Annotated in this window: 26 protein-coding genes; 6 read left to right on the top strand and 20 right to left on the bottom strand. The window is 59.4% G+C overall.

All coding sequences use genetic code 11. The features are described 5' to 3' along the window. Positions 1-75: 75 nt before the first annotated feature. Positions 76-369 (top strand): hypothetical protein, encoded by a 294-nt coding sequence (locus BSF79_RS17640; RefSeq protein WP_009820102.1) that lies wholly within the window; start codon positions 76-78, stop codon positions 367-369. Positions 370-396: 27 nt separating this feature from the next. Here BSF79_RS17640 and BSF79_RS17635 read toward each other — a convergent pair whose 3' ends face one another. Next, a complete protein-coding gene (locus tag BSF79_RS17635; protein WP_090271149.1) occupies positions 397-1,749 on the bottom strand; it encodes a hypothetical protein in 1,353 nt (450 codons plus the stop codon). Positions 1,750-2,081: 332 nt separating this feature from the next. Here BSF79_RS17635 and BSF79_RS17630 point away from each other — a divergent pair, with 332 nt between their 5' ends. Further along, positions 2,082-2,543 carry a helix-turn-helix domain-containing protein gene (locus BSF79_RS17630; RefSeq protein ID WP_090271148.1) on the top strand — a complete coding sequence of 154 codons (462 nt, stop codon included), beginning with the start codon at positions 2,082-2,084 and terminating at the stop codon, positions 2,541-2,543. Then, a complete protein-coding gene (locus BSF79_RS17625; RefSeq protein WP_175545371.1) occupies positions 2,540-3,145 on the top strand; it encodes a mobile mystery protein B in 606 nt (201 codons plus the stop codon). Before BSF79_RS17630 ends, BSF79_RS17625 begins: the two co-directional genes overlap by 4 nt. A 3-nt stretch (positions 3,146-3,148) precedes the next feature. Here BSF79_RS17625 and BSF79_RS17620 read toward each other — a convergent pair whose 3' ends face one another. The 8 genes from BSF79_RS17620 to BSF79_RS17585 form a co-directional block, all read right to left on the bottom strand. Continuing rightward, positions 3,149-3,793 carry an antitoxin of toxin-antitoxin stability system gene (locus tag BSF79_RS17620; protein WP_090271147.1) on the bottom strand — a complete coding sequence of 215 codons (645 nt, stop codon included), beginning with the start codon at positions 3,791-3,793 and terminating at the stop codon, positions 3,149-3,151. After that, positions 3,786-4,205 carry a hypothetical protein gene (locus BSF79_RS17615; protein ID WP_090271146.1) on the bottom strand — a complete coding sequence of 140 codons (420 nt, stop codon included), beginning with the start codon at positions 4,203-4,205 and terminating at the stop codon, positions 3,786-3,788. Before BSF79_RS17615 ends, BSF79_RS17620 begins: the two co-directional genes overlap by 8 nt. A gap of 76 nt (positions 4,206-4,281) precedes the next feature. After that, positions 4,282-4,479 (bottom strand): hypothetical protein, encoded by a 198-nt coding sequence (locus BSF79_RS17610; RefSeq protein WP_090271145.1) that lies wholly within the window; start codon positions 4,477-4,479, stop codon positions 4,282-4,284. A gap of 1 nt (position 4,480) precedes the next feature. Continuing rightward, on the bottom strand, positions 4,481-4,858 hold the full coding sequence (locus tag BSF79_RS17605; protein ID WP_090271144.1) for a DUF6915 family protein: 378 nt from the start codon (positions 4,856-4,858) through the stop codon (positions 4,481-4,483). A 10-nt stretch (positions 4,859-4,868) separates the two neighbouring features. Continuing rightward, positions 4,869-5,360 carry a DUF6878 family protein gene (locus tag BSF79_RS17600; protein ID WP_090271143.1) on the bottom strand — a complete coding sequence of 164 codons (492 nt, stop codon included), beginning with the start codon at positions 5,358-5,360 and terminating at the stop codon, positions 4,869-4,871. Positions 5,361-5,463: 103 nt separating this feature from the next. Further along, positions 5,464-5,982 carry a DNA repair protein RadC gene (locus tag BSF79_RS17595; RefSeq protein WP_090271142.1) on the bottom strand — a complete coding sequence of 173 codons (519 nt, stop codon included), beginning with the start codon at positions 5,980-5,982 and terminating at the stop codon, positions 5,464-5,466. 109 nt (positions 5,983-6,091) lie between these two features. Continuing rightward, positions 6,092-6,532 (bottom strand): JAB domain-containing protein, encoded by a 441-nt coding sequence (locus BSF79_RS17590; RefSeq protein ID WP_090271195.1) that lies wholly within the window; start codon positions 6,530-6,532, stop codon positions 6,092-6,094. A 126-nt stretch (positions 6,533-6,658) separates the two neighbouring features. Beyond that, complete coding sequence (locus tag BSF79_RS17585; RefSeq protein WP_090271141.1) at positions 6,659-7,858, bottom strand: DUF932 domain-containing protein; 1,200 nt, start codon at positions 7,856-7,858, stop codon at positions 6,659-6,661. Positions 7,859-8,074: 216 nt separating this feature from the next. Between BSF79_RS17585 and BSF79_RS17580 the strand changes: the two genes are divergently transcribed. Together BSF79_RS17580 and BSF79_RS17575 are read left to right on the top strand one after the other, a co-directional pair. Further along, positions 8,075-9,511 carry a hypothetical protein gene (locus tag BSF79_RS17580; RefSeq protein ID WP_139246488.1) on the top strand — a complete coding sequence of 479 codons (1,437 nt, stop codon included), beginning with the start codon at positions 8,075-8,077 and terminating at the stop codon, positions 9,509-9,511. A 29-nt stretch (positions 9,512-9,540) separates the two neighbouring features. Beyond that, positions 9,541-10,155 carry a hypothetical protein gene (locus BSF79_RS17575; protein WP_090271139.1) on the top strand — a complete coding sequence of 205 codons (615 nt, stop codon included), beginning with the start codon at positions 9,541-9,543 and terminating at the stop codon, positions 10,153-10,155. A gap of 110 nt (positions 10,156-10,265) precedes the next feature. Here the strand turns inward: BSF79_RS17575 and BSF79_RS17570 are convergent, their stop codons facing one another. Beyond that, positions 10,266-10,670 carry a single-stranded DNA-binding protein gene (locus BSF79_RS17570; protein WP_090271194.1) on the bottom strand — a complete coding sequence of 135 codons (405 nt, stop codon included), beginning with the start codon at positions 10,668-10,670 and terminating at the stop codon, positions 10,266-10,268. A 423-nt stretch (positions 10,671-11,093) separates the two neighbouring features. On the opposite strand from BSF79_RS17570, the gene BSF79_RS17565 reads away from it, so the two are divergent. Further along, positions 11,094-11,414: an H-NS histone family protein gene (locus BSF79_RS17565; RefSeq protein WP_072244793.1), complete on the top strand. Its 321-nt coding sequence runs from the start codon at positions 11,094-11,096 to the stop codon at positions 11,412-11,414. Positions 11,415-11,546: 132 nt separating this feature from the next. Here BSF79_RS17565 and BSF79_RS17560 read toward each other — a convergent pair whose 3' ends face one another. The 10 genes from BSF79_RS17560 to BSF79_RS17515 form a co-directional block, all read right to left on the bottom strand. Beyond that, positions 11,547-12,617, bottom strand: a complete 1,071-nt coding sequence (locus tag BSF79_RS17560) for a helix-turn-helix domain-containing protein (protein WP_067296439.1) — start codon at positions 12,615-12,617, stop codon at positions 11,547-11,549. Beyond that, the gene (locus BSF79_RS17555; protein ID WP_090271138.1) at positions 12,617-13,240 is read right to left on the bottom strand and encodes a hypothetical protein; all 624 of its coding nucleotides are present in this window, start codon (positions 13,238-13,240) and stop codon (positions 12,617-12,619) included. The genes BSF79_RS17560 and BSF79_RS17555 overlap by 1 nt, the downstream gene beginning before the upstream one ends. Positions 13,241-13,525: 285 nt before the next feature. After that, complete coding sequence (locus BSF79_RS19865; protein WP_007803240.1) at positions 13,526-13,690, bottom strand: hypothetical protein; 165 nt, start codon at positions 13,688-13,690, stop codon at positions 13,526-13,528. A gap of 387 nt (positions 13,691-14,077) precedes the next feature. Then, positions 14,078-14,551: a hypothetical protein gene (locus BSF79_RS17545; RefSeq protein WP_090271136.1), complete on the bottom strand. Its 474-nt coding sequence runs from the start codon at positions 14,549-14,551 to the stop codon at positions 14,078-14,080. Between the two features lie 99 nt (positions 14,552-14,650). Next, positions 14,651-16,828 carry a ParB/RepB/Spo0J family partition protein gene (locus BSF79_RS17540; protein ID WP_090271135.1) on the bottom strand — a complete coding sequence of 726 codons (2,178 nt, stop codon included), beginning with the start codon at positions 16,826-16,828 and terminating at the stop codon, positions 14,651-14,653. Positions 16,829-16,997: 169 nt separating this feature from the next. After that, complete coding sequence (repC, locus tag BSF79_RS17535) at positions 16,998-18,212, bottom strand: plasmid replication protein RepC (RefSeq protein WP_090271134.1); 1,215 nt, start codon at positions 18,210-18,212, stop codon at positions 16,998-17,000. A gap of 213 nt (positions 18,213-18,425) precedes the next feature. Beyond that, positions 18,426-19,358, bottom strand: a complete 933-nt coding sequence (gene repB / locus BSF79_RS17530) for a plasmid partitioning protein RepB (RefSeq protein ID WP_090271133.1) — start codon at positions 19,356-19,358, stop codon at positions 18,426-18,428. Continuing rightward, the gene (gene repA / locus BSF79_RS17525; protein ID WP_090271132.1) at positions 19,342-20,535 is read right to left on the bottom strand and encodes a plasmid partitioning protein RepA; all 1,194 of its coding nucleotides are present in this window, start codon (positions 20,533-20,535) and stop codon (positions 19,342-19,344) included. The genes repB and repA overlap by 17 nt, the downstream gene beginning before the upstream one ends. Positions 20,536-20,678: 143 nt before the next feature. Further along, on the bottom strand, positions 20,679-21,563 hold the full coding sequence (locus BSF79_RS17520) for a recombinase family protein (RefSeq protein ID WP_090271131.1): 885 nt from the start codon (positions 21,561-21,563) through the stop codon (positions 20,679-20,681). Between the two features lie 419 nt (positions 21,564-21,982). Continuing rightward, positions 21,983-23,140: a tyrosine-type recombinase/integrase gene (locus tag BSF79_RS17515; protein WP_245776444.1), complete on the bottom strand. Its 1,158-nt coding sequence runs from the start codon at positions 23,138-23,140 to the stop codon at positions 21,983-21,985. Positions 23,141-23,199: the final 59 nt, after the last annotated feature.

Genomic DNA, 23,199 nt, shown 5'->3' with positions numbered 1-23,199 from the left:
TGATTTCCGCAGGTGGCTTGCTTTTGTTCCTGTTATGTTCTAATTTAAGAGCCACGCTAAGAAGGGAGATCCCCGATGGAAAGCACTACTTACGCCCTGCCCGCGACGCCCAAGCAGATCGCCTACGCACGCGCGCTGGCCCTGCGCAACCAGACGCTTCTGCCGTGGGACGTTCAGCAAGATCGGCGCTCCTTGAGCGCGTGGATCGATGCACAGGCCAAGCTGAACCTGGGCGCGCAGGACAGCCGCCCGTCATCAAAACAAGTCGCCTTCGCCGAGCGCCTTGCCCGCATCAAACGCCGCGCCGTCCCGGATGAATGTTTCCGCGACAAGGGGCTGATGTCGAAATGGATCGACGGGAACAAGTGAGCGCGGATCAGCGGGACTGTTTTCCCTTCAGAAGTCGATCCAGATGGAGTCAATGCGTTTGCCCACCGTGCCATCTTTCCGAAACCGTTGTCCTTCAACGATGAAGAATGACCGGTTTTCGGTGATGTTCATGCTCGTCCGAGAGACTTGAATGCGCGTGATCTGGCCCTTGTGTGATTGCACCACGACGTCGCCCAAAGCGATGCCCAAAATGGTGCAGCACAGATCGGCTCGTTCGGCCTCGATCTCTTCACCCCAACGCTCCATCTCGTCTGACAAGCGATCCCATGCCCTTCTCGCAGCCAGCATCGGGTGATCGCCCCCGAACCAGATGCGATCCGCGATGGCGATCTGGTCGTCCGGGATATCCCGCTCCAAGGCATAGGTGCTGCGCTCCAACATCTCGTGCACACGTTCGGCCTCGATAAGCGCCCGTAGACGGGGCCAATGCTGCTTTATCCGCACGCGGCCAACCGCTGGCGGGATCTCCACTTCCTTCGATGGCATCAGGTCGATCGGCATGATGTCACGCAAGGCGACCTTCTCGGTCTTGAAGGTCTCGGTGTCAGCGCCGCGGTAATGCGGTGCATTCATGGTGCAATCTACCCAGAGTTCGGTGGCCGATACGCAAAGCTGACTGCTGGCTGTCGTGTAGTTTTCCGCAGAATAGACATGATGCGCGGACCACGCATGATCGAGGGTGACGAGCGGCATGACGACAAGCGCAAGCTTCTGATCCCGCACCAACATCGCCAACTGGGCTATACGCTCCTGCAAATGCGCCGTCAGTCGGATCAGGATGGACGGTTCTTTCCGGTCCTCATCGAAGCAGCGGTCGGCGCGGGGCAGAACAATGACCTGTGGCTTTGCCACCGGAAGCATCTTGTCGACAAGACCCGCAAGGCTTTGCGTGACGCCATGGCTCAACGCGACATCGACATCGCCATTCTTGACCCAGACGAGGTAGCGGTTCTGGATGAGGAGCAGCAGCTGTGTGGCGATGTAGGGAGGCATGTCCCTGATCTGGTTGGACACAACCTTTGTGGTCTCAGGGTCGCCTCCCTTCGCCAGGAACTCCAGAAGCGCCTGGTCGACGAACTTACGCTGAATCGGCGACAGCCTGACGGCGCCCGGACGCGGACACGGGCGCGCGAGGGCTTTCCGGCGCTCCTCGATTTCGTCGCGAAATGCACGCAGCGGAGGACGCCGTGGCGCTTGTCCTGCTTCTACGCGCGCCCAATATCCTCGGGGCGGTTTCGGCACTTGAAGGCGCGCGCAGAGCTTGGCAACGGCAACGTCCGAGATGCCCATGTTACGCGCGACCTCCACGGTCGGCTTCTCCCAAATGAGAGCAAAAAGCTCCTCGCGCGATATATCCATTCTCTGCATCCAACACCCACAGGCCTTTGTTCCGAATAGAGCTTTTTAAGTCGACAGGCCATGACTTCGCCCTGCCTAAGGCAAGCCGCCGCACGAACCAGATGACGACGTCGACAGGGACCCGAGAGAGCGTTGATCAGGGCAAACAGCGCCGGGAACATGATCATGGCGCAACCTTTTGCCACATCTCAGCTTGGCAAAATCCATACGTTTGCCAATCTATGATATCGCGCCACAAGCGTTTATGCACATCTATGATGTTGCAATCTTAGCCTTGCTGCCATATTATAGACCTGCACTTCATGCAGGAATGCAAACTCTCAGGTTGGCACATGTCCGTCACTCGCGCGAAGCAACGTCAGGCCCAAGATAGGATCAACCAGGCTGCCAGCCTGGCAAAGTCGCTTGCAAAGCCGTTCGGTGGCTGGATCGCCACGTTTCAGGAAGCGATCGGGATGAACGCGCCCGCCCTTGCCGAACGTCTCGATGTTTCGCGCAACACGATCTATGCATCAATCCGGAATGAGCAGGCGGGAGCGATCTCGCTGAACCAGCTCGAGAAGATCGCCGAGGCCATGGGCGGACGTCTCGTCTATGCCATCGTCCCGCGCGAAGGCCCGGTCGAGGAGATCGTCCTGGCTCAAGCGCGCACGAAAGCCCGCCGCATCATCCAGCGCACACGGGCGCATATGGCCCTCGAGGAGCAGAGTGAGGGCCTGCGCAGCGAGGCCGAGATGGTCGAGGACCTGGCGGCCGACATCATCCGTGAAGGCCGCCGGGATTTCTGGCAATGACGCTGGAGCTTCATGAACCCGCTGGGGCGACACCCCTGACACCGGACGAATTGCTTGGCCTCAGGGCCAAGCACATCGCGACCCGCGGCGAATTGAACGAGCTCGAAGGCGAAAACATCATCGCCGGCCTGACCTGGCTCGACCGACGACCCAAGTCGTTCGATCTGCTGACCGATGCTGCCGTCCGCGAGATTCACAAGCGCCTCTTCGGCGAGGTCTGGGACTGGGCAGGCGTCTATCGCCTGACCGAGAAGAATATCGGCGTGCCGGTTTGGCACATTTCAACCGAACTGCGCACCTGCCTTGATGACGCCCGGTACTGGCGCGACCACAAGAGCTTTGACCCGCTGGAAGCCACGGCGCGCCTGCATCACCGCCTGGTCTGGATCCATCCCTTCGCCAACGGCAACGGACGTTGGGCGCGGATCATGGCAGACGCCTACCTGGCAAAGATCGACCGGGCAATCTTCCTCGACTGGTCCGGCGGCGGCACGCTGAACGCCGACAGTGCACACCGCGCGGCCTATATCGAGGCGCTGAGAGCGGCCGATCAGCACGAGTTTGACCCTCTCGTGACGCTCGTCAGGTCAATTGCCCGATAGTCCTCACCCGAACCGCCGCCCTTCTTCGGTGAAGGTGTATTCATTGGCGATGATGCCGTCCTCAACGGACTCGTCCGAGGTAAGGTGGTCGTATTCACTCTGAAGCTGACGGTAGAGCCAGCGGGCAAGGTCGCGCAGCGCCTCGGTCACGATCTCCTCTGCGTCCTCGGTGGGCGGCTGCCAGGTCGGGCTATCGCGGGTTACGTCCACGGACATGGTGTATTCGTGGTAGTAGCGACCACGATGGCTGACCTCGGCAGCAAGCTGGTAAAAGTTGTGCCGCTGGATGGCCCGCAGCCGGTCGGCAATGCTGTGCAGCGTCGCGTCCTGCGGCGCGTAGTCCCGGATGCGCGCGGGCGCGCCTTTGGTGTGGCTGAAGTACCCTTCAAAAGACGCTCCATCGCCCTGGCTCCAGAACCCGGAGAACCAGATGCTGGGCTTGGCCCGTGTCCCGCCGCCCATCAGCCGCACAGGCGTGGTCTTCAGGCGAATGCCGAGGATCTCGCAGACCCGCTCGAAATCCTCATAGACCGCGTCCCACCAATCGTCGTGGGGGCCGAGCTCGCGATACCAGCTGCGCGCCTTTTCCTTGGCGACGTCGGAGAGTTCAGGGAACTGGTAGACTGTTGTGCAGATGACCTCAGGCATCGAAATCCACCCCGTTCAGTGCGACGGCCAGCCATTCTTGCGTGCTGGTCCAGCCGATGGATTTGCGGGCACCGAGATCGATGACATGCGCGCCACCGCCGAAGGCGTCGAGGCGCGGACGGGAACAGGTCAGCCCGTACTGAAACCCCCAAAGGCCGGTGAGCTCGAGGTCTTCTGCAAGGCGCAGCACGAAACGGATAACCGCCTCGACATCGCCGTGCTCGTCGTCATGGATCCAGAGGGTGCTGTCCACGGGGCCATCTTGGCGCACGAGGTCGAAGCCTGCGACCTCCGGGTCGTCGGCGTCCTGATCCGCAGCGCGCAGGTCATGAAACAGCGCGAGCGCGCGGGCGGCCTTGTCGGGCGTGCCAACGTCGATCAGGCATGAGAAATGGGTGAAGTAATCCGCCATGGGGACCTCCTGAGATTGAGAAACCCGGGCCTTGGGGCCGGGCGCTGGATTGGGATGAAGGGTTGGTTGGAAGCGATCAGCCGGTCGGATTGTCACCCGATGCCTGCCGTGCGGCATGCGCGCAGAGCATCTGCCGGTAGAAGCGCTTGCGCGCCGTCCGGAAGCTGCGCACGGCGCGCGTGTCGGGGTGCAGCGCCCGGACCGCCGCGCGCAGAACTGTCTGGGGCGATGCCGTCGGCGGCAGACCGAGGCGCTGATAAGCCGGATCGATCATGTCAGCTGACCTCGACCACGGGCGAGGCGAGATGCGGATCGACCTGCGCCTCGATCTGCTCGGACCGGCCCATCCATGGCTCGGGTCGGATGGCCTTCACCCAGTCGGCGAAACTCGGGATGAAGCCGAGGTCTTCCTTCACATGCTGCTCGCCAACCCAGCGGGTCGGGATGATGCGCCCGGTCGAGAGCGTGATGGTCTGGCCGAAGATCGTCTCGGCCATGAATATGCCCTCGGCATGGTGCCGCAGGGCCCGGTGCCGAAAATCGGCGCTGATCTCCTTGCTTTGGTCGAACCATGTATGCACCGCGATGAAATCATCGACCGTGCCGCCCCATTTCTTCACTGAGGACAGGGCGTGGTGGTAGGGATGTGCCATCGTCGCCCCCTCAGAAATCATGCGTGTAGAGTTCGGACGAGGTGAAGCGCTCGTTGAACTCGAGATGGATGCAGCGGGCCGCAGCGTCGAAGCAGAACTCGCCGTAAGCGCCGTCGTTGTTCTCCCAGCCGCCATGGGTGTCGGAAAGGAAGTCGTAGGCCAGCTGCTCGACGACATCCTCCAGCGAGAGCTGCCGCATCTCGACCTCGGGGGCGTCCCAGGTAAGCGCGGCGTATGCGATCTCGATCGCGGGGAAATCGACAGTGGTCTCGCCGGACCATGCGTCGATGCTTTCGATCTGGCCGCTGTCCCCGGCACCGTCGAAGGTCACAGTGACATGGGTGATGCCGGCGGCAATGAGACCATCGAAGAGCCGGTCTTTGTTGCCCGGGCGCAGAGCGAGGGTCCGGGCGGTGCGTTCGGCATGCGCGGCAAGGATCACCCTGAAATCGACAGTGGAAGGCCGCAGCGGTGCGGCCAGAGTGGGTTCAGTCTGGGTCATGGATATCTCCGTTCGGTGAGGACAGGTCAGACCCCCCGGGTGGCGCACTCCTCTGCCCCCCGAAGGCTCAACCCCCTCCCAGCCCTCCTCTGTCTCTCGGGCGTCACGCCGCGATCTGCAGCGCACGGGCGGCAAAGGCGCGCCAGAGCGGATCGACCAAACGCGCATCCAGCAGATCGGCACGGTGACGCAGCCGCTGCGCCAATTCAGGCTCGTGCCAATCAGTGGCACGGCCAGCCTGGGCGCGAAGTTGAACCGCCTCGGTCACAACGGCCCGCGCCTCATGAGCATTGGCGACAGGGTGGCACCAAGCCAGAGCGCCATGACTGGCAGCCCCGGCAACAACGAGGCGCTGATCGCAATCAAGGATTGCCAGTAGCTGCGGCGCTGCATTGGGGCCGTTATTCTCCGCATGCTCAAACGCCCCCTGCATGGCGTCGGCCAAGGTCGCAAAACGCTCAACGACCACGGGGGCAGCGGTGCCCGACATCAGGGCTGCAGGCGTCCGGTGCATCCGCGTCAGCGCGAAAGGCAGGCTGGGATCAGAAGCGACAATCCCGCCATTTGCGACAGGACCCATCGGGCGCGGGCTCGGCTGGATCGGCAGGGGAAGGTCAAACATGGCATTATCTCCAACGGCGCGGGAAGCCACTCTCCCCGCCTCATCCGTCAAAGACCAAACCGCCACCCTCTTCCTCGAAGGGGCGACGGTGATGGATCTGGCCACAGCGTCAGAGTTTGCCGAGACCCCGCAGGCTCAGCTCCGTCCCGGCACCCACGATGACGTGGTCATGCAGCGTCAGGCCGAGATACTTGCAGCCCTTCTGGATCTCCTTGGTCATGCTGAGATCAGCCTCGGACGGCGTCGGATCACCCGACGGGTGGTTGTGGATCAGGATCAGGGCGCTGGCGTTAAGCATCAGGGCTCTCTTGATCACCTCGCGCGGATAGACAGGGACATGATCGACTGTGCCGGTCGACAAAAGCTCATCGGCGATTACGCGGTTCTTGCGGTCGAGATAGAGGACATGGAATCGCTCGATGGGACCTCGGACAGTCAAAGCGCAATAGTCCATCAGCGCCTGCCAGCTGCCGATGACCGGGTTCTGGCTGAGGTAGCGGCCGAGGATGTCACGGGCCTCGAGGATGATGGTTTCTTCCTGGGGAGTCATGGGTGTCTCGCTGAAATCCGCACACCGAAGCCCCCTGCCCTTTCGGGGCATGGCCAGCGACGTGCATGTTGAGAAATAGCTGCAGCGACCGCCCCGGTGTCGGGCGATCGCTGCTTGGGCGTTCTATCAGCCGACCCGGTCGAGCAGCTTCTTGGCGCGCCCTTCCATGTCGAGCCGCGCATCCTGCTGGGTCTTGTCGCGCGCGAGCCGCGTGATGCCCTGCACGAAGTCGAAGATGCTCTCGGGCGGGCGGCCCTCTTCCATCAGCACCTTCTCGATGATCTTGCCGGATTCGGCTTTCGAGAAGCCGCGTTTGCGCAGGAAGTCATCCCTGTCCTCGTCCGTCCGCGCGACGATCTGCTGCCGCGCCGCCTTGATGCCGTTCACGAAGCCCTGTGGCGAGGAATTGGCAAACCGCGTCAGCGCCGGGGCCGCCTCATGGGCAAAGCGGGAGGCGGCGTATTTCGAGTGGCGGATCTTGATCTCCTGAAAATCCTCGACGCCCCAGAGGTTGCGGTTCTGGCACACCGCCCGCAGGTAAAAGCTCGCCATGCCGAGGGTCTTTGCCCCCACCTCGGAGTTCCAGCAGTAGAACCCCCGAAAGTAGAGATCGGGCGAGCCATCGGGCAGCTTGCCCGCTTCGATCGGGTTGCGATCGTCGACCAGGAACAGGAAGACATCGCGGTCCGAGGCATAGAGCGTGGTCGTATCGCGGCTGATCTCGACATCGGGGTTGTAGACCCCGGTCGACCAGTCGAGCACGCCCGGCACCTTCCAGCGCGTGTCGCCCGTGCCATTACCCGCGATGCGCTGCACCGCCTCGACCAACTCGTGGTCATGGATGCGGCCATAGTCGGGGCCGGTCACGGCGCGCAGCTCGGTGCGGCCATCCTCGGTCTCGAAGGTTTTGACCTGCTCGGCGCGATGATTGGTCAGGCCATACTGCAGATTGATCCCCGCCAGCGGCGCGGGCAACTGCCGCAGATAGGACGCCGGAGCGCCGACGATACTGGCAAGTTGGCCAAACGCCCAATGCGTCGGCGCAACAGGTTCATGCGCTTTCGGCAGTATCAGGTGCAACCGCTCGGGGTTGTCGCGCGCAGCCTCGACCCGGATATCCGCCGTCTGTACCACCCGGCTGCGGCTGCGTTCCGACCGGCCCTTCACATTGGCCCAGAGATCGTCGAGCGACAGATACCGCTCGTCATCGGGCCGGTTGAACCATTCGGACGACACCCGCCCGTTCCGCTCACCCCGGCTCGCGTCCACCTTCCAGCCACCAGCCCGCGCCGGTACGACCGGATCCATAACTTCCACAACGCCCATCGGCTATCTCCCGCGACAGGCGCCGGAAGCCACTCTCCCGACCTTCAACCCGTCACCGGGTAACCGGCACCCCTCTCACTCTGCCTATGAAACACATGTTTTTCCTTCAGAAGTGGGCTCTCGTTCCTGAAGGCTGACAATTCATGGAGAATGGTGCATCATCGAACCATCGCAGCAAGCGATCTAGGGTGTGTCAACCAACGGAGCGTGCCACCAATGAAAAAGACTATTCTGGGAACGTTGTGCTTAACCTCGTCTCTAGTGGCTGCTCAATCCGTTGCACAAGAGGCAGGGATCTACTGCTCCGCAAATGTTGAGGTTGTTGCTGTTGGACCAAATTTTAACAGACTACTTTTTGCGCCAAGAAGTGGGTTTATCCAATCTACTGAAACAGAACTTCTCATCTTAACGCCTTTTCTATCTCCACCCAGTTCACTAGATCCTTTGCTCATGCAATACCTATTTTCTCTTTATTCTAGCAACAGCGAACCTGCCGAGGTTCTACAAGACACACGCCTCTTGGATGTGCTTCTTGAAGGTCAAGACTTGGGCGGTACTGCAATTGAGTCGCTAGCTGCCCGACGAACTCTGAATGGGGCCTATTCGTTCTTCGATCCACAATTGCCAATTGAGATTTCGCAGACCATGAGACTGCTCGAGGGCTATCGACAAGAGATTGATCAATCCATAAGCGATCTTACCATAGTCGAGGCCCAGATACAGCGCAATTTAAACGAAAGAGCTCTTCTTCTAGATATTCAACTGCAAGAGCGAAGGCTCTCGTCAATCCTTGCAGCACCTTCGCTATACTCCTCTCAATGGTCGCTACTTGACAACGGCGGCGAAGACGGTCCACGGATCCCCAATCCAACCGCCCGACGCGAAGCTTACGAACAAATGTTGGGTTATCTTGATTCGTACTTTCCCGATTTATTTGGAACTGATGCAAGCAGACTCAATAATGGAAATGCACTAGACGCCGAGTTGGACCTTGCCTCACGGCGAAGGGATATTGAGCTTGCATTGCTTGAAGGAGAAGCGTCAGATCTGATGGCGCGAAGTGAACGGATACGCCAACAATTGGAGTTTCGAAGGGAAACTCTGCAATCTTCTATTAGCGAGGTCGTTGCGCAGATTTTTTATGACGTGTCTGCGCTCGTTCCATGCCAGAACTGTATAGTACAATTATCGAACGTGAGCTCCACTGCCTCTTTCGTTCCAGCAGGTACGTTAATAGGCAGAGTGAACGACGATCTAAGCAGCTGGTCTGTACTGTTTAACGAAAGCTTTGTGCCCGAGAATGCAGACGGCATTGTGATTTTACCTTCATCAGCAGGAATTGCTTCTTTTAATCTCGTGATCGATGAACTTGGAGAAAGGCTGTATGTCGACGATAAGTTTCTTCCTAATTCGTGGTTTGCCTACTCTGATTTGGCTGATTTGACATTGGCGGATAACGGCAGGAGAAGTGTTGTTGAGGTAAAGCATTTCAATCTAAGTGGACCTGAGCTTGAATATGCGCGGACCCAGGGTGCTCTTGTGGAGTCTTACGATTTTTCTGATTCGGCCGAATATCTCTTCCAAAACTGGCTGGAAAATTCTCGCTCTCTATCAGTTTACTATCATTCTGGAGGCCAGCAATGCGAAAGTTAGCGCTTGCCCTAACAAGTTTTTGGTTAGCCATGTCGCTGCCGACAGGGGGAGTAGCTCAAGAAGAGTACTCAATACCAGATTTGAACTACGAGTTTGGTGAAACCATGGCAAGAGAGCTTGACCATGCATTTTCGCTCGGCGCTGACATCGATTTCCAAGAATTCAGTATCGATGCAACGATGAGGAGTTTGGACTTCTATCTCCAAGAGGCAGCAGTGCAATCTATCGAAAACTGGGCATCAGAACAAGGAAGAACGAGCGTTCTGGATCAGAATGCGATTCCAACATCAGTAGTTATTGCACTGGCCAATGTGGGCTGCAAGGTGACGGAATATCCTTCTTCGTTTTGCAGCTTCATCAGATCTACGCCTGTTGCCTTTTTGCGATTGGCCATCGTTCTAAATATCTGGGGATCTGACATTCGAGAGCGCGCATATTTACAACGGATTGGAGATCGCGATGGGATTGATCTCTCTATTGAAATTTTTCGCCAGCGTGAGGATCTGGATTTTCTCCTAAATGCCGACTTTGTCGAGTTTCAGGAGCGTGCTCGTGATTTCCATATCTTTCGGTCACGTTTTCCGAATTGTGTGGGAAGTCTGCTCGACCCGTTGTCTGCGGTTACATGCCCCACTGCCCCCTAATTATTCAGTAATTCTATACTGACATTAGGTAATCTCTCCGCTTCTTATTGACTTGGATGATCTTGAGGCCCGGCGGGTTTCCTCGCCGGGCCGAGGGGGAGACCCCGTTTTCAGAACGGGATCTCGTCGTCGCGGTCGACCAGCTCGGGGTTTTCGTTTTCTGCCGACTTCGGGCGGCTCAGGAAGTCGACCTTCTCGGCGATGATCTCGCAGCCGTAGCGGTCGTTCCCCATGCTGTCGATCCACTTGGTGTAGTGGATGCGGCCGTGGACGAGGACCTTCATGCCCTTCTCGCAATGCTCCGCGACCGTCTTGCCGAGACCGTTGAAGCAGGTGATGCGGTGCCATTCCGTGTCCATGACCCGGTAGCCGTTCTCGTCGCGCAGGACGCGACCTTCCGAGAGGCGGGGGCGGGAGGTGGCGAGGCTGAAGTTGGTGATCTTGGTGCCGCCCTGGGTAGTGCGGACTTCGGGGGTCTGACCGATGTTGCCGGCGAGGATGACGATGTTCTGCATGATAAGCTCCTGTGTGTCCTGTCTTCGGGACCGTCCCTTCGACAAGACCCGGAAAAAGCCCGTCGGGTGACGCGTGCACGTGGACGGAACGGACGCCGGAAACCCCCAGAGGACCGGGGTGGAGCGGGCAGCCCCAAAGGGGCAACACGGCCCGGACTGACGCGGGGTTGCGCGCAGGAGCCCGAACGGGATTAGGGGATTGTCAGTCGAAGGGATGGCCCGGGAGACAGAGATGCGCGGGGAGCCCATGCCAGACCCTGTCATCCGGCCAATCGGGGCTGCCTGAACCCAAGCCCAGCACCCCTGTGGCGGCAAAGACTATGGATCAACCAACCATCTTCACCTGCCACCTGCCGACGGGAGTTGCGGGACCGTGCCGCGGCGGGCTATCGATACCGGAACATTCAGGACACGAGGCATAGCATGGCTGATTACGATCTCGAGGCGTTGTCGCTTCCCGAGCTGAAGAAAATGCAGAAGGACATCGCCAAGGCGATCTCCACCTTTGAGGCTCGACAGAAGGCGGAAGCCCGCACCAAGGTCGAAGCTGTGGCCAGAGAAATGGGCTACTCTCTGGCCGAACTTGTCGGCACTGAGATGAAAACCACGCGGGTGCCTGGAGCGGCGAAGTACCGGCACCCTGAGAACCCGGCGCTCACTTGGTCCGGTCGAGGGCGCAAACCGCAGTGGTTCGTGGAGGCGTTAGACGCGGGCAACACAGCGAGCGACCTAGCCATAAGTTGAGGGTGTGGGCGACGCGATCGACCCTGAACCGCCTTTCTATACAGCATCGGGAAATGACAGGACTGGACAGAGCGGACAATTAACTGCCGAATCGGGTGATCGTCACACTTTCATGGATCCGGCTTTGCAGTGCTACTTCACCACTCGCAGCGCCGGTTTGTGCGGCTCATTAACGGCCCGTTGATCTGGCGACAGTCGGAAAATAAGGGCCTCGATTTCCCCCAAAGGAATCCCAAGGTCTTTGGCGATGTCGTCCTTAGTCATGCCCTTTGACCAAAGAGCGGCCAAGACCTTTGCGAGCACGGTCGAAACCTCACGCTCGATTCCGTCTGGCTCGCCGCTTCGATAGCCTCGCTTCCCAAGCTCGATCAGCAAAGAACGGTAGTTCCATTCACTGATATAGCCCAGAGAATTGAGGCGGTATGCCAAGGCCATGGCCGATACCTTCCAACGCTTCTTGGCCGAAATGATCTGCCCAACTGTGAAAAGGTGCGCATAGTCCATCATGTCGTTTTCGGGCATGAGGAATGCCGATGCAAATCTGTCGGCCTGCGTCTCTGCCTCTTTGTCGGCTTTCGACCCTGCGTGGTGATGCAAGACAAGGTGTCCAAGCTCATGTGCCGTATCAAAGATGGACCGTTCCGCCGTCTTCTCTTGGTTCAAGAAAACATAGGGATGTTCCCCGCGCCAAAACGAGAAAGCGTCAACATGCTTGGTCGCTTCCGACAGGGAAAGGACGCGAATACCCTTTGACTCGATCAGCTTGAGAACGTTTCCTATAGGCCTGTCGCCTATGCCCCAATGCTGGCGCAGAAGGCGGGCGGCGACATGCGGGCGGCTGCGCTCTTTGCTCAGGTCGATAAGGTCGGCGGCGGGCAGGTTGAAGCGGGAGTCGATCCACTCGTAAAGCTCGATTCCCAACGATCCCGCTGCTTCTGCAGCTCGGCGCTCTTTGGCCTTCATACGCGACAGACTGCGGAAGCTAACGGCGTCGGTATCAATACGCTCTGGCGCTTCCCGGTAAAAGAAATCAATTGGATAGGAAAGCGCGAACGCCAGGCGCTTCGCTGTCGCTTCATCGGGCGGATGCCCGTTTTCATACTTTGAGAGAGTGACCGCAGACACGCCTACGCGCTCTGCGAGTCCCTTCGCTGTCAGCATCCGCCGTTCGCGGGCTGTTTTGAGACGATCTGCGTTGAACATTAGTGTTTGAAGGAAACGGTGATGTCGAAGTCTTCAATGGGGCCGGTATCGGTTTGCGGGTCTGCCTCCCAGTCGCTGTCAGGCGAATAGATGTATATCCGTTCCATCCAGTGAACAAACTTACCCTTTTCGATCACGGGACAAGACAGTTCCACACTGCCATCAAGGCCAACCATGACATAGTAGGTACGGATACCGTCCTTCAATACGGCGGTGAGGGGGCCGGGTTTCATACCTGCGTTGACAAACAAATCGGGTCCAGAAAGGCTTTCCGCGCCACTACCCTTTTCGGAGCGTGGCAGGGGCGGCATATTCACACAGCATTTATCAACGTTCTGGAAGCCAATGCGGACAGTGCGATCACGTTTTACAACCGCTTCAATGCCGCAAGTTCTGTCCGGCACATAGTCAGGACCGACAAGCTGCTGGCGGAGTTCGCCAACGCCGTGAATGTAAGACAACATTCCAGCCGCGTTGAGCGGCATGGAGGGGCTGGCGTCGTCCGCATAGGCGCGGGCGGTTTGTCCGATAGCCATGATCTGCTGGCGAGTGACGTCAAAGTCCTCAAGGCGGGTTTCAACGTCCACCAGCGTGGAGACTATCACAGTGTTGAATGACGGCAATGCTCAGCCCCTTTAAGATTTTCTACATCATACGATGTTGTGTTTCTTAAAGGCAAGTGAAATTTTCCCGATGCTTCGATGGTTGTAGTGTCAGCCCGCTGCTTTGCGCTGCCATTCGTGCGCTTCGCGGTGAAGGTCGGCTCCCAGCGGCCTGTGCGCACCACGATCTGCGCCAGGGTGGCACACCGGCGTGCCTCAGATCGGCATCGCCGATCACTTGGTCGGCGATAGGCCCGGAGGCGCACCTGCGCCGTGCCCGGGCCTTCGGGAAGTGAGGCCAAAGCCTCACCCGAAGGGATCGTACTCCGAGACGATCACGACCTCGTCGCCGTCGATTTCGTCGGCGGGGACGGCGCCGAAGGTTCCATCCCCTGCCTGGAAGACGACGATCGAGACCATGAGCGTGGCGGCGAGGGAGGCGGCGAAGGCGTGAGCATCTTTGCGGGACATCTGTTTGGCTCCTGTCTTGGAGGCGGGGGACCATCCCCCGCGCGACAGGACCTCGAAGGCCCGAAGACTGGCTGACATCACCGGGTGCGTTCGGCTCGTCCGAATCCGCCCGGCGGCACGGGCTCGCCCGTAGTCCGACCCCTCGCGGGTTGATCTCGAAGACAGAATTCGGGGCAAGGAAGGGAATGGCGAGCGGGGGATGGTCCCCCAACGTCAGGAGCCGATTGTCCCGCTGATGCTTGGAACGCCGCTAGCCTCCCGGCCACGCTCTTGGTTGAAGACGTTCTTCCTTGGGGATGGCTCCTTTGGCGCCCCGCGAACTCAAAGGACAAGGTTGTGATGGATGAGAGGCCCGCGCTTGGGCGGGCCCCTCGGTTTCAGTTGGGCTCAGGCGGCCAGGTCCGCTCCCCCTGCCCTTTCGCCCTCTTCATCGCCGACGATTTCGAGCCGCGCATTGCGGTATCCTTCCTTGGCGATCCAAAGCTCGGCTGCGGTGACGGACTCCGCCAAATGCAGCAGCTCCGTGTTGCCGCCGAAGTCCAGAAGCACGCGCACCTGCCCGGGCTTCGGATCCTCGGCCACCTCGAAGACGAGGGTGCTGTCAGCGGAATGGCTGCGCATGATGGTCACGAGGATCACCCCGTCCGAGGAGAAGTTGCCCTCATGCAGCGTAAACGACGCGGGAGCCGTCCAGGTCGGATAGGCCCGGGGCGGCTCCTTCTTCACGAGACGGCCTACACCGTTCGAGCGCTCCCAGGCCGCCAGCTTCTTGGTGAAGCGTGCCGGTGGCTTGGGGCTGTCGTCGGTGTAGCGAATGAGCGCCCCGAGGGGGGCTGTGTCGATGATGGTTGTGGCAGACATGATTCCTCATTCCGAATGCGAGCAATCGCATTCATATTATTGATATTGTTACGTTATATGGTGATTTGGGGCGGAATCTCCGCCCCCCTCTGGATCACGTTATTCCGCGGCCAGCATCGACGCGCTTTCAGCAGGCAAGTCATCCGTCAGGAATGCAGGAAGGTCAGCTTCACTGACGCTGTCAGCCACTTCGACATCCACCCCCTGCCCTTCGGCACTGTCCTCATCGTCCAGCGCCACGAGATCGTTCCGGCGCAGGACCTCGGGCAACCAGCCGCTGCCCTTCAGCAAGCGCTCGGCTTCACTGGCCATCTCGCTTTTCTTCAGGTGATCGAGGAGCTGCGCAGTCCCCTCCCCTTTCGCCTCGCGCACGGCCTCGAGGATGCGGGCCTTGGGCACGCGGTGGAGATAGGTGTCGACCGTCGGCTCCCAGCCCGCCTCGACCATGTCGAGATCTGTGGCACGCGCCACGAGATCGGAATGCGCCATCCGCCGGGTCAGACCGCCTGCGGAGATGCCTGCACCGTATGGGTTCACCTTCTCATGCAGCGCGTTGACGCCGAAGCTGAGGCAATGCGCCAGCAAGGCCAACCGACTGCCCTGATCGAGGGCCGTCAGATAGTCCCAGAGCGCTGCATCATCGCCAAGCGGCAGATCGGCTTCCCATTCCGCATGACGTTCGTCGACCAGCTTGGCCACCACGCTGTCCTTCAGATCGGGCGCCTGCGCCGACATGTAGACGTGACGCACAGAAGCCTCTAGGCAGCTGCCTGACGCCCCTGATGTGTGGAAAGTATCAGTGACGAGCTTCAGAAGCAGCAGCGTCAACGCCACATCCGGCGAGCGCCCGATCGCTTCACGCAGCGCCAGCGTCCGGTGGGCCGTCAACTCCATGACCAACCGCTCGGGCAGTGGCTTCAACGCCCCGTCATCCTCATCCTCCGGTAGGTCGCCACCAATTGGCTGGCCACCCGACATGATGATGGTTCCGACATGAGCGGCACTGGCATGGCCATCGGTGAGATCACGATCAGCCCCCTGCCCCGCAACCGCAGGATCAGTACCGTCCTGGACCGCGGTCTCCTCAACGGGCTCATCCTCTGGACGTACATAGCCGCGATAGACTGCCAGCGCGCCGTAGCGGTCGAGCGTGACGAACGCCCCTGCCCGCCCAATCTCCTCCGCGTCGAAGATCAACGGCCGGGTCTCGATCTTTTCCATCTCCGTTTCCAACACGCCAAGCCGCGTGTCGATCTCGTCGGGGATGTCATCCTGTCCCGCGTATTCCTCTTCCAGCGCCCGATACTCGGCGAGCAACTTGGCATGAGCCGCGCCTTCGTCATCCGTCATTGGTGCCGGATCGCCAGACAGGGACCGCAGCGCATGGCTGTAGCCATAGGGCAGGTCAAGCGCGACCTCAATCCACTTCCAGCCCTCAACCGCAACCGTCTCAGCCTCGGCCTGTAGTTTTTCCGTCACCAGCCGATCGAGCAAGGCAGGGTCTTCGAGCCAGCCACCGTCATCGCCCTGAAAGAGGTCATGCAGCATCGTGCCACCCGCCGCTTCATAGGCATCAACACCCACAAAGACCGCGCGCCGGTCGGACGCCCGGACCAAGGTCTCGGTCAGCATGCGCCGGATCTGGAATGGCTCCTTGTTCCAGGATGAATGGATCACATCCCAGACCTGAACCTGACGCGCGTGATCGGGGTTCACGGTGAAGGCCATGAGCTGCTCTAGCGTCATGCCATCCTCGGCGTAGATCTCAAGCAGGGCAGGGGCGACGGAAGCAAGTTTCAAGCGCTGCTTCACGACCTGCGGCGTCACGAAGAAGGCCGCAGCAATCTCTGCGTCGCTCTGGCCCTTGTCCCGCAGCGCCACAAACGCGCGGAATTGATCGAGCGGGTGCAGGGCGACGCGCTGCATGTTTTCCGCAAGGGAATCGTCCTCGGCCAGGATGTCGGACGCTGCATCACGCACGATACAAGGAATGGGCGTCGTCTTTGCCAAACGCTTCTGCTTCACCAGCAGGGACAATGCTTGGAACCGACGGCCACCGGCCGGGATCTCGAACTTGCCGGTCTCGGTCCCATTGTCAGCCAACACGGGCCGCACGCTCAGGCTCTGCAACAGGCCGCGGCGGGCGATGTCTTCGGCCAGTTCTTCGACGGACACGCCAGCCTTGATGCGCCGCACGTTGGACTGGCTCAGCACCAGCTTGTCGAAAGGGATATCCCGGGACGGGGACATGGTGATTTTCTGGACAGCTTTCGTCATCAGATGTTCTCCACGACGGGCGTCAGAAGCCACTCTCCCGATCTCACTTCCCGTCACCCTCAAACCAACACTCCTTTCCCTCTCGATGATCGGATGGTTGCCAAAAGGTGACTTAACAGCTGTTAAGTCAGGCCAACTGAGCACCGACGACGTCGAAACTTAACAGCTGTTAAGCCGCACTTCGCCGTCCGATCAGCGCCATGACCATCTGCCCGCAGGAAAACTCGCCAGCCGCAGCCTTGGACGTCAGCGCCCGCAAGTATCCACCCGGTGATCTGATGTCGGAAAAACGTTCCAGCATGGCCACGACGACGATCGAGGCTTGCTCTGGTCCCATACAGCGCTGCGCTTCTTCCCAAGCGGAAACACTGATCCCCATGGCCGGCCGTACATGACAAGCAGCGTCGAAAAGCTGGTGCCAATGTCGAACGTCGCCCTGATAGAAAGTCTTGAGCGAGGGACAGCTGGCAATCACCAGGTGAAGTGGGATTTTCGGCACCCGCCTCGTGTCAGGCCCTTCAACGTCAGCCAAAGGCTCACCCGTATCAACATCAAGCGGGCTGCCCGCAGTCGCCCCGCCTTTATCTAAGGCAGGTTCAAGATCTATAGATTCTTTATTTGAATTATGATGGTGACGCTCAAAATGGGCATCATTGGTGTTCATTTCTTCTGTTTCAGGGCCGTCAATGACATTACGCGCTTGGTCAAGGAGAGTCTCCAGTTCAGCCCTAAATGCCGACAGATCCTCAAGCGAAAGCTTGCGGCGAAGAGCGCGGGCTGTGAGGGCGGCCGTATCGCTGAGCTGGTCCCATAGGCCAAGCCCGGGCTGGATCTCCTGGCCGAACTCCGCCAGAGCGGCTAGGTCGCGACGCATGAGGCTCACCACCTCCCTCAGTCGCCGCACACGGTCCTCAGCCTCACGCACAGCCTCTGCGGCCCGTGCAATCTCCTCTGCCCGGCAATAGAGCGGGGAGAGATCAAAGCCGAAGGCCACGCGATCTTCGCCACGCTTGCGCACATACCGCTTCCCGTTGGGGCTATCGCGCCGCATGAGCAAGCCTGCGTCTACCAACCGGGCGAGGTGACGGCGCATCGTCGAGCAAGGCATGCCGTTCAGCCGCTCGCAGATCGCCTTGTTGGATGGGAAGACGACCATTTCGGTGTTCCCGCCAAGCGCATCGTCCGGAAAGAAGCTGAGAAGTCCCTGAAGAACGGTCAGGTCGCGCTCGGAAACCCCAAAGGCTGCCTGCGCCTTGGACAACTCGCGGAGGAGCTCCCACTTGTTGACGGGCTTGCCTGGAACAGATGCCTCAGGCCGCTCGATCACGCGCAGATGGGCGTGCGATATCGGCCGCATAAACGGCGAAATTGGTGTGTACTCCATGAAAATATTCACGAAGGCAAAATTTGAGTGGCCCGCGAATCGCTTTGCGCTTGCGGGAGAGGGGCCAGATCGCTACATTCAGAGGTGCGAAAACTGAAGTTTTGTAGCGGGCTGGTCCCGTTCGAAACCTAATTAAGGTCTCGTGAAGCTAGCTTCTCGGGGCCTTTTTCATTCTTGCCTGTATCGTGCCTCCTTTTTGTTGGTTGCTCTTCCTCAGTCTTCTGAGCGCTTCCAGCGCTCATGAAGCTCGGTAAGCAGCTGCGGGGCGTTGCCCTCAAGCCAGCTGACAAATTCAGTATCCTCGGACTTCAACTCGAGCTTGAGTTGCTTGCCACGGCGTCCGGTCGTGACGGTTGCAGCACCGACCCCCGGAATGACCATTTCAGGCTGGCTGCGCGAGCGAATCGAGGAAGTGGAGTGCTCGGTCTTCCCTGCCGCAGAAAGGACTGCCAAAAATGCCCGGTCGGACTTCTCATCTATTCCACCCGAATGGATTGATTTGGTTTCATTGGCCAAGGCTGCGAGTCGCTCGTGGTCCACATCTGCAGCCCCAATACACTTCTTAAGTTCCTCCCATCGGGGTCGGCCGATCCCAGGTGCCGCACCGATGGCCAGGACAAGATCTTCTCCTACGGTGCGGACAACGCTTAACAACTGCGAAACCCCAGCCTCGGTCAGATTGAGAACCTCGGCAACGCCCTTGTTGGTGCGCTCTGACTCGCCCAGGTGGTCTCCATCAAGCAAGGCAGCGGCTACGAGCGCGCGTTCGATAAAGCTCAGATCTCGCCGCTCCTGGTTTTCCAGCAACTGATCGCGAAGCGCCTGATCGCCCTCCATTTCCGTGACAATTGCGCGGACCTTGATCCCAAGTTCTCTGCAAGCCTCAAGGCGACGGCGGCCATAGATCAGGCTGTAGCGATCACTCTCAAGTGGGCGCACTAGGATCGGAACACGTTGGCCGTTCTTGAAAATCGATGCCCTCAGACCCTCGATCTCGATCTGAAGTCGGTCATCTAACCGACCTGCAGTCTCGATATGACCGGGGTCGATTTCGAAAACACCACCTCGGAGCCTGCGCCCCTCAAGAGCGTCGGGCGCGTTGCGCAGGGTCTGCAAGGGCAGACCAAGTTTAGGCTTTCTTGCCATTGCGTCCCCACGTGTTCTGAATGATCGCAGCGATCTCGTCGTTGACGCCGTTCATGGAATCAATCGCGCGATCGAAAGTCTGGCGCGTGAATTCCTTCTTGTCGGCCTCATAGAGCGTCTGCTTTGTGAGCCCCGCATCCGAAATCGCAGTCGATTCGACCATGTGATTGGTCAGAACGGACCTGCCGAAAAGGCCCCGGATGAAGGCAATGACCTCAGTTTGCGGTGCGTCGCCCACCTTGTAGCGGGTTGGCAGGAAACGCAGCCAGTCAAAGCGAAGGTTTGCGCCGGCGTCCCGGATGACGCCAAGCAGATCAGCGGTCATGCGCAAAAACTGCGACATAGACATGAGATCAAGCATCTGTGGGTGAACGGTGACAAGCACCCCGGATGACGCCGACAAGGCAGACATGGTCAGGAAGCCAAGCTGCGGCGGACAGTCGATGACGACGACGTCATAGTCTGCTTCAACACTATCGAGCGCATCACGCACACGGGCAAAGAACGCGCGGGCGCCGCCTCGCTGGATGGCAGCCGGCGTCTCATGTTCGAATTCCATGAGCTCTAGGTTCCCGGGGATAAGGTCGAGGCCTCGGATGTAGGTTTTACGGATTACTTCAGAGATCGGGACCGGTTCATCATAGCGAACTGCGTCATACAGCGTTCCACCCTCCATCAGGTCCAGCTCAGGCTGGATGCCATGCAGCGCGGAAAAGGATGCTTGGGGGTCCAGATCGATCGCAAGGACACGATATCCCTTGAGAGCCAAGCGCTGCGCAAGGTGAGCTGATGTTGTCGTTTTCCCGCTGCCGCCTTTGAAGTTCACAACGGAGACAATCTGAAGCTCGTCACCGGCACGCCGCCCCGGCACGTAGGTCCCAGGCTTCTTCGCGTTTGCCTCTAGGGCGTGGCGGATCTCCCAGATATCATCGAGTGTATACCGACGGTGGCTGCCCGCGGTGGTTTCGACGTCAGCGATCTTTCCTTCTCGATGAAGCTTGCGAAGGTAGGTATGATCGACGCCAAGCAACTCTGCCGCCTCGCCGCTAGTCAGGCTGCGCATGACTTTCTTGGCGTCGGGAGGGAAGTGGGCCGCACGTTGCGCATGAAGGTTTGACGCGAGAAGCTCTGCGTAATGCCCGATGGCAATGTCCAGGTCCTGCTCAGCTTCGCTCATCTCTGCCTCGATTCGTGGGCGCGTTTTTTATGTGACCGCGCGTTATTTATCGAGACTATTGCCCGAGCTATCAGATTCGTGCAAGCTCTTTCTAGATATGGTGTGGTTCAATCACACAGGCACAAGCGCAGGCACTACTCAATTCAGTCAAGCAACCCAAGTTTCTCAGCGCGCTCCAGAAGCATTTTCACCGATGACGGCTGCCACTTGGACCTTCCGCGCGGTGTCCGCTCACGCATAGTCTCCAGCCGATCACAGATGGCCTGTAGGGTCATGTCGGGTTTGGCGCCCTTGATGCCTGCGACAATGGCGGGCAGGCGATCGTCCGTGTCGCGGCGATTTGCCCGACCGACGACCGTCGTCGGCAGAAAACCGTCGCGGACATAGGCGTTCACGGCGCGCAACAGGCGGCTTTGCGTCCAACGCCGCGCCTCGGGCAAGGGGCCGTTGATGATGCGCAGCACATCCTCCCAAGCCATATCAGGGCGCAGCCGGCGTACATGCGGTACCCAGTCTTGCGCGGTCTCGTTTAGTCGTTCCATATATCCGTCCTGCCGCGCCAGCCGCACCTTGCGCTGTGCGGCAGGGTCTCGCGCGCGCAGGCCCGGATTGCCGCCCACGCGTCCTTTGGTCTTTGCGCTCGCCAAGCCGGCCTTCGTGCGTTCCCGGATCAAGGCACGTTCAAACTCGGCCGCGGCCCCCAGAACCTGCAGCGTGAACTTGCCCTGCGGCGAGGCAGTGTCGATCGGGTCTTGAATGGAGCGAAAGAACACGCCCTTCGCCTCAAGCTGCTCGATCACCTCCAAGAGATGCGACAGCGATCGCGCCAGACGATCAATGCGCACGACAACCAGCGTGTCGCCCTTGGCCACGCGCTCCAACACGCGCGCAAGGACCGGCCGCGCACGATTTCCGCCCGAGGCCTGTTCTTCATGGATCTCGGCGCAACCCGCAGATTTCAGGGCCTGCGACTGGGGCAGGGGGGTTTGATCCTCGGTTGAAACGCGCGCGTAGCCTATCAATGGCATCAAAACAGGCCTTTTGCAGTTTCATATAGCGCCAATAAACGACCGTTTGTAAACAGATGCAAGGGCCCTCTCTGTGGTGCTGCTCATCAAAAACCCCTTGGTTTTCATACGCTGAGCGCGATCAGAGAGATCTCGCAGACCACCGCGCGCGCGTGCTATATAAGGTGTGCAGGTGCACCCTGAAAAAACACTTCGGTAAAATGCAAAAGTGCCGTATTTTGCACATATGAAGCCTCAAGTATCTACGCAGTATGATAGTTTTGACGATCCTCTAGTGGATGCGGAGGGGCTTGAAGAGACGTCTGAGGATGACCTGTGGTGTCGCGTTTAGTTCCCGATTTCAATTGAAGCAGTAAGCTGAAACTGAAGCGCTGGAATTTCACCTTAGCGTTTCACCAAAGAGTCAAGATTCCTAAGCATCACAGCCCTGCGGCTTTGGTCAGATTCACCCGGAACCTGTCGCGCCTGCGCTGGTAGCGCCGGGTCATCTCGGCCGACGTATGTCCGAGTTGCTTTTGCACATAGCGCTCATCAACCTCTGCCGACGAGGCGAGCCCTGCGCGCAAGGAATGGCCAGAGAACATTGCCAGCCGTTTGGCTTCCGGCAGATCGGATCTGACGCCACTCTTCAGAACGGTTGCCTTGATCAGCCGGGCGACGTGCTTGTCGGAAAGTCTTGTCTCGAGGGCGCGTTTGCCGTCCCGCGACGTACGCACGAAAACCGGCCCGAAGTCGATCTTTGCAAAATGCAGCCATTGCTCAAGTGCGTGGACAGGACAGGTCTGGTCGCTTGAGCCGCGCCCGACCTCGACCTCGCGCCACCCGGTCTTGGCGTTCAGCGTCAGCAGAGCGCCATCTTCGAAAATCTCGATCCAACCGCCGGAGTCCGGTGTATCATCCTTGTGCGCGTCAAGGCTCACGATCTCGGAGCGACGGAGACCTCCAGCATAGCCCAGAAGTAAGATCGCCCGATCTCGAAGCCCGCGGAGATCATAGGGAAGGGTGCCCACCATGGCCTGGATGTCCTTGGGCAGGATCGCTTCCTTCTGAACCGGCGGACGCGCGTGTTTGCGCCTAATCCCGGCCAGAACGGTGGCGACATGGCGGTCCTTGCGATCAAGAGTGAACCCGCGCTGCCTGTAGTTCCAAGCGAGGCCGGAGAGACGCCGCTCAATGGTGGAGACCGAGAGAGCAGGGGCCTTCCCGGTCGCGGCGGCCAGGTCCGCCACATAAAGTCCAACCATCTCGGGTGAGGGGGGCAGAGGTTCAGTGCCTTTCAGCCGGCACCAGCGGGTGAAGTGTTTCCAGTCGGCGGCGTAGGCCTTGTTCGTGTTCCCAGCCGTCGAGGCCTCGGCGTAGTCGCGGGCGGTATCGATCAACCGGTCGAGCGCGCCGGAGCCGGCCACGTGGGCGGGCAGAGCGATTGAGGCTCCGTCCCAAGAGGTTCTCTTGTCCTGTTCGTCACCGTTCAACGAGTCATAGGACGCTGAGCTCGAAATCTCTGCGCCAGACGCGTCGGAATCCTCGATTTTGGTGCTGTTTGTCGGTCTGCCGGAGTTTTTGAGACTGCGATCCATTTGTTTTCAATGACTTACCTGTGTCGCATTTCTGAGACTGATTCAGGGTATGTGATACT

This window comes from Thalassovita taeanensis (assembly GCF_900110775.1).
Classification (GTDB): domain Bacteria; phylum Pseudomonadota; class Alphaproteobacteria; order Rhodobacterales; family Rhodobacteraceae; genus Litorimicrobium; species Litorimicrobium taeanense.
Note: the sequence above shows the minus strand (reverse complement) of the source record. Positions and strands in the feature narration are given on the sequence as shown.

Coding starts and splice junctions, on each gene's coding strand:
- BSF79_RS17640 (WP_009820102.1), top strand. CDS start 76: ATGGAAAGCACTACTTACGCCCTGCCCGCGACGCCCAAGCAGATCGCC.
- BSF79_RS17635 (WP_090271149.1), bottom strand. CDS start 1,749: ATGGATATATCGCGCGAGGAGCTTTTTGCTCTCATTTGGGAGAAGCCG.
- BSF79_RS17630 (WP_090271148.1), top strand. CDS start 2,082: ATGTCCGTCACTCGCGCGAAGCAACGTCAGGCCCAAGATAGGATCAAC.
- BSF79_RS17625 (WP_175545371.1), top strand. CDS start 2,540: ATGACGCTGGAGCTTCATGAACCCGCTGGGGCGACACCCCTGACACCG.
- BSF79_RS17620 (WP_090271147.1), bottom strand. CDS start 3,793: ATGCCTGAGGTCATCTGCACAACAGTCTACCAGTTCCCTGAACTCTCC.
- BSF79_RS17615 (WP_090271146.1), bottom strand. CDS start 4,205: ATGGCGGATTACTTCACCCATTTCTCATGCCTGATCGACGTTGGCACG.
- BSF79_RS17610 (WP_090271145.1), bottom strand. CDS start 4,479: ATGATCGATCCGGCTTATCAGCGCCTCGGTCTGCCGCCGACGGCATCG.
- BSF79_RS17605 (WP_090271144.1), bottom strand. CDS start 4,858: ATGGCACATCCCTACCACCACGCCCTGTCCTCAGTGAAGAAATGGGGC.
- BSF79_RS17600 (WP_090271143.1), bottom strand. CDS start 5,360: ATGACCCAGACTGAACCCACTCTGGCCGCACCGCTGCGGCCTTCCACT.
- BSF79_RS17595 (WP_090271142.1), bottom strand. CDS start 5,982: ATGTTTGACCTTCCCCTGCCGATCCAGCCGAGCCCGCGCCCGATGGGT.
- BSF79_RS17590 (WP_090271195.1), bottom strand. CDS start 6,532: ATGACTCCCCAGGAAGAAACCATCATCCTCGAGGCCCGTGACATCCTC.
- BSF79_RS17585 (WP_090271141.1), bottom strand. CDS start 7,858: ATGGGCGTTGTGGAAGTTATGGATCCGGTCGTACCGGCGCGGGCTGGT.
- BSF79_RS17580 (WP_139246488.1), top strand. CDS start 8,075: ATGAAAAAGACTATTCTGGGAACGTTGTGCTTAACCTCGTCTCTAGTG.
- BSF79_RS17575 (WP_090271139.1), top strand. CDS start 9,541: ATGTCGCTGCCGACAGGGGGAGTAGCTCAAGAAGAGTACTCAATACCA.
- BSF79_RS17570 (WP_090271194.1), bottom strand. CDS start 10,670: ATGCAGAACATCGTCATCCTCGCCGGCAACATCGGTCAGACCCCCGAA.
- BSF79_RS17565 (WP_072244793.1), top strand. CDS start 11,094: ATGGCTGATTACGATCTCGAGGCGTTGTCGCTTCCCGAGCTGAAGAAA.
- BSF79_RS17560 (WP_067296439.1), bottom strand. CDS start 12,617: ATGTTCAACGCAGATCGTCTCAAAACAGCCCGCGAACGGCGGATGCTG.
- BSF79_RS19865 (WP_007803240.1), bottom strand. CDS start 13,690: ATGTCCCGCAAAGATGCTCACGCCTTCGCCGCCTCCCTCGCCGCCACG.
- BSF79_RS17545 (WP_090271136.1), bottom strand. CDS start 14,551: ATGTCTGCCACAACCATCATCGACACAGCCCCCCTCGGGGCGCTCATT.
- BSF79_RS17540 (WP_090271135.1), bottom strand. CDS start 16,828: ATGACGAAAGCTGTCCAGAAAATCACCATGTCCCCGTCCCGGGATATC.
- repC (WP_090271134.1), bottom strand. CDS start 18,212: ATGGAGTACACACCAATTTCGCCGTTTATGCGGCCGATATCGCACGCC.
- repB (WP_090271133.1), bottom strand. CDS start 19,358: ATGGCAAGAAAGCCTAAACTTGGTCTGCCCTTGCAGACCCTGCGCAAC.
- repA (WP_090271132.1), bottom strand. CDS start 20,535: ATGAGCGAAGCTGAGCAGGACCTGGACATTGCCATCGGGCATTACGCA.
- BSF79_RS17520 (WP_090271131.1), bottom strand. CDS start 21,563: ATGCCATTGATAGGCTACGCGCGCGTTTCAACCGAGGATCAAACCCCC.
- BSF79_RS17515 (WP_245776444.1), bottom strand. CDS start 23,140: ATGGATCGCAGTCTCAAAAACTCCGGCAGACCGACAAACAGCACCAAA.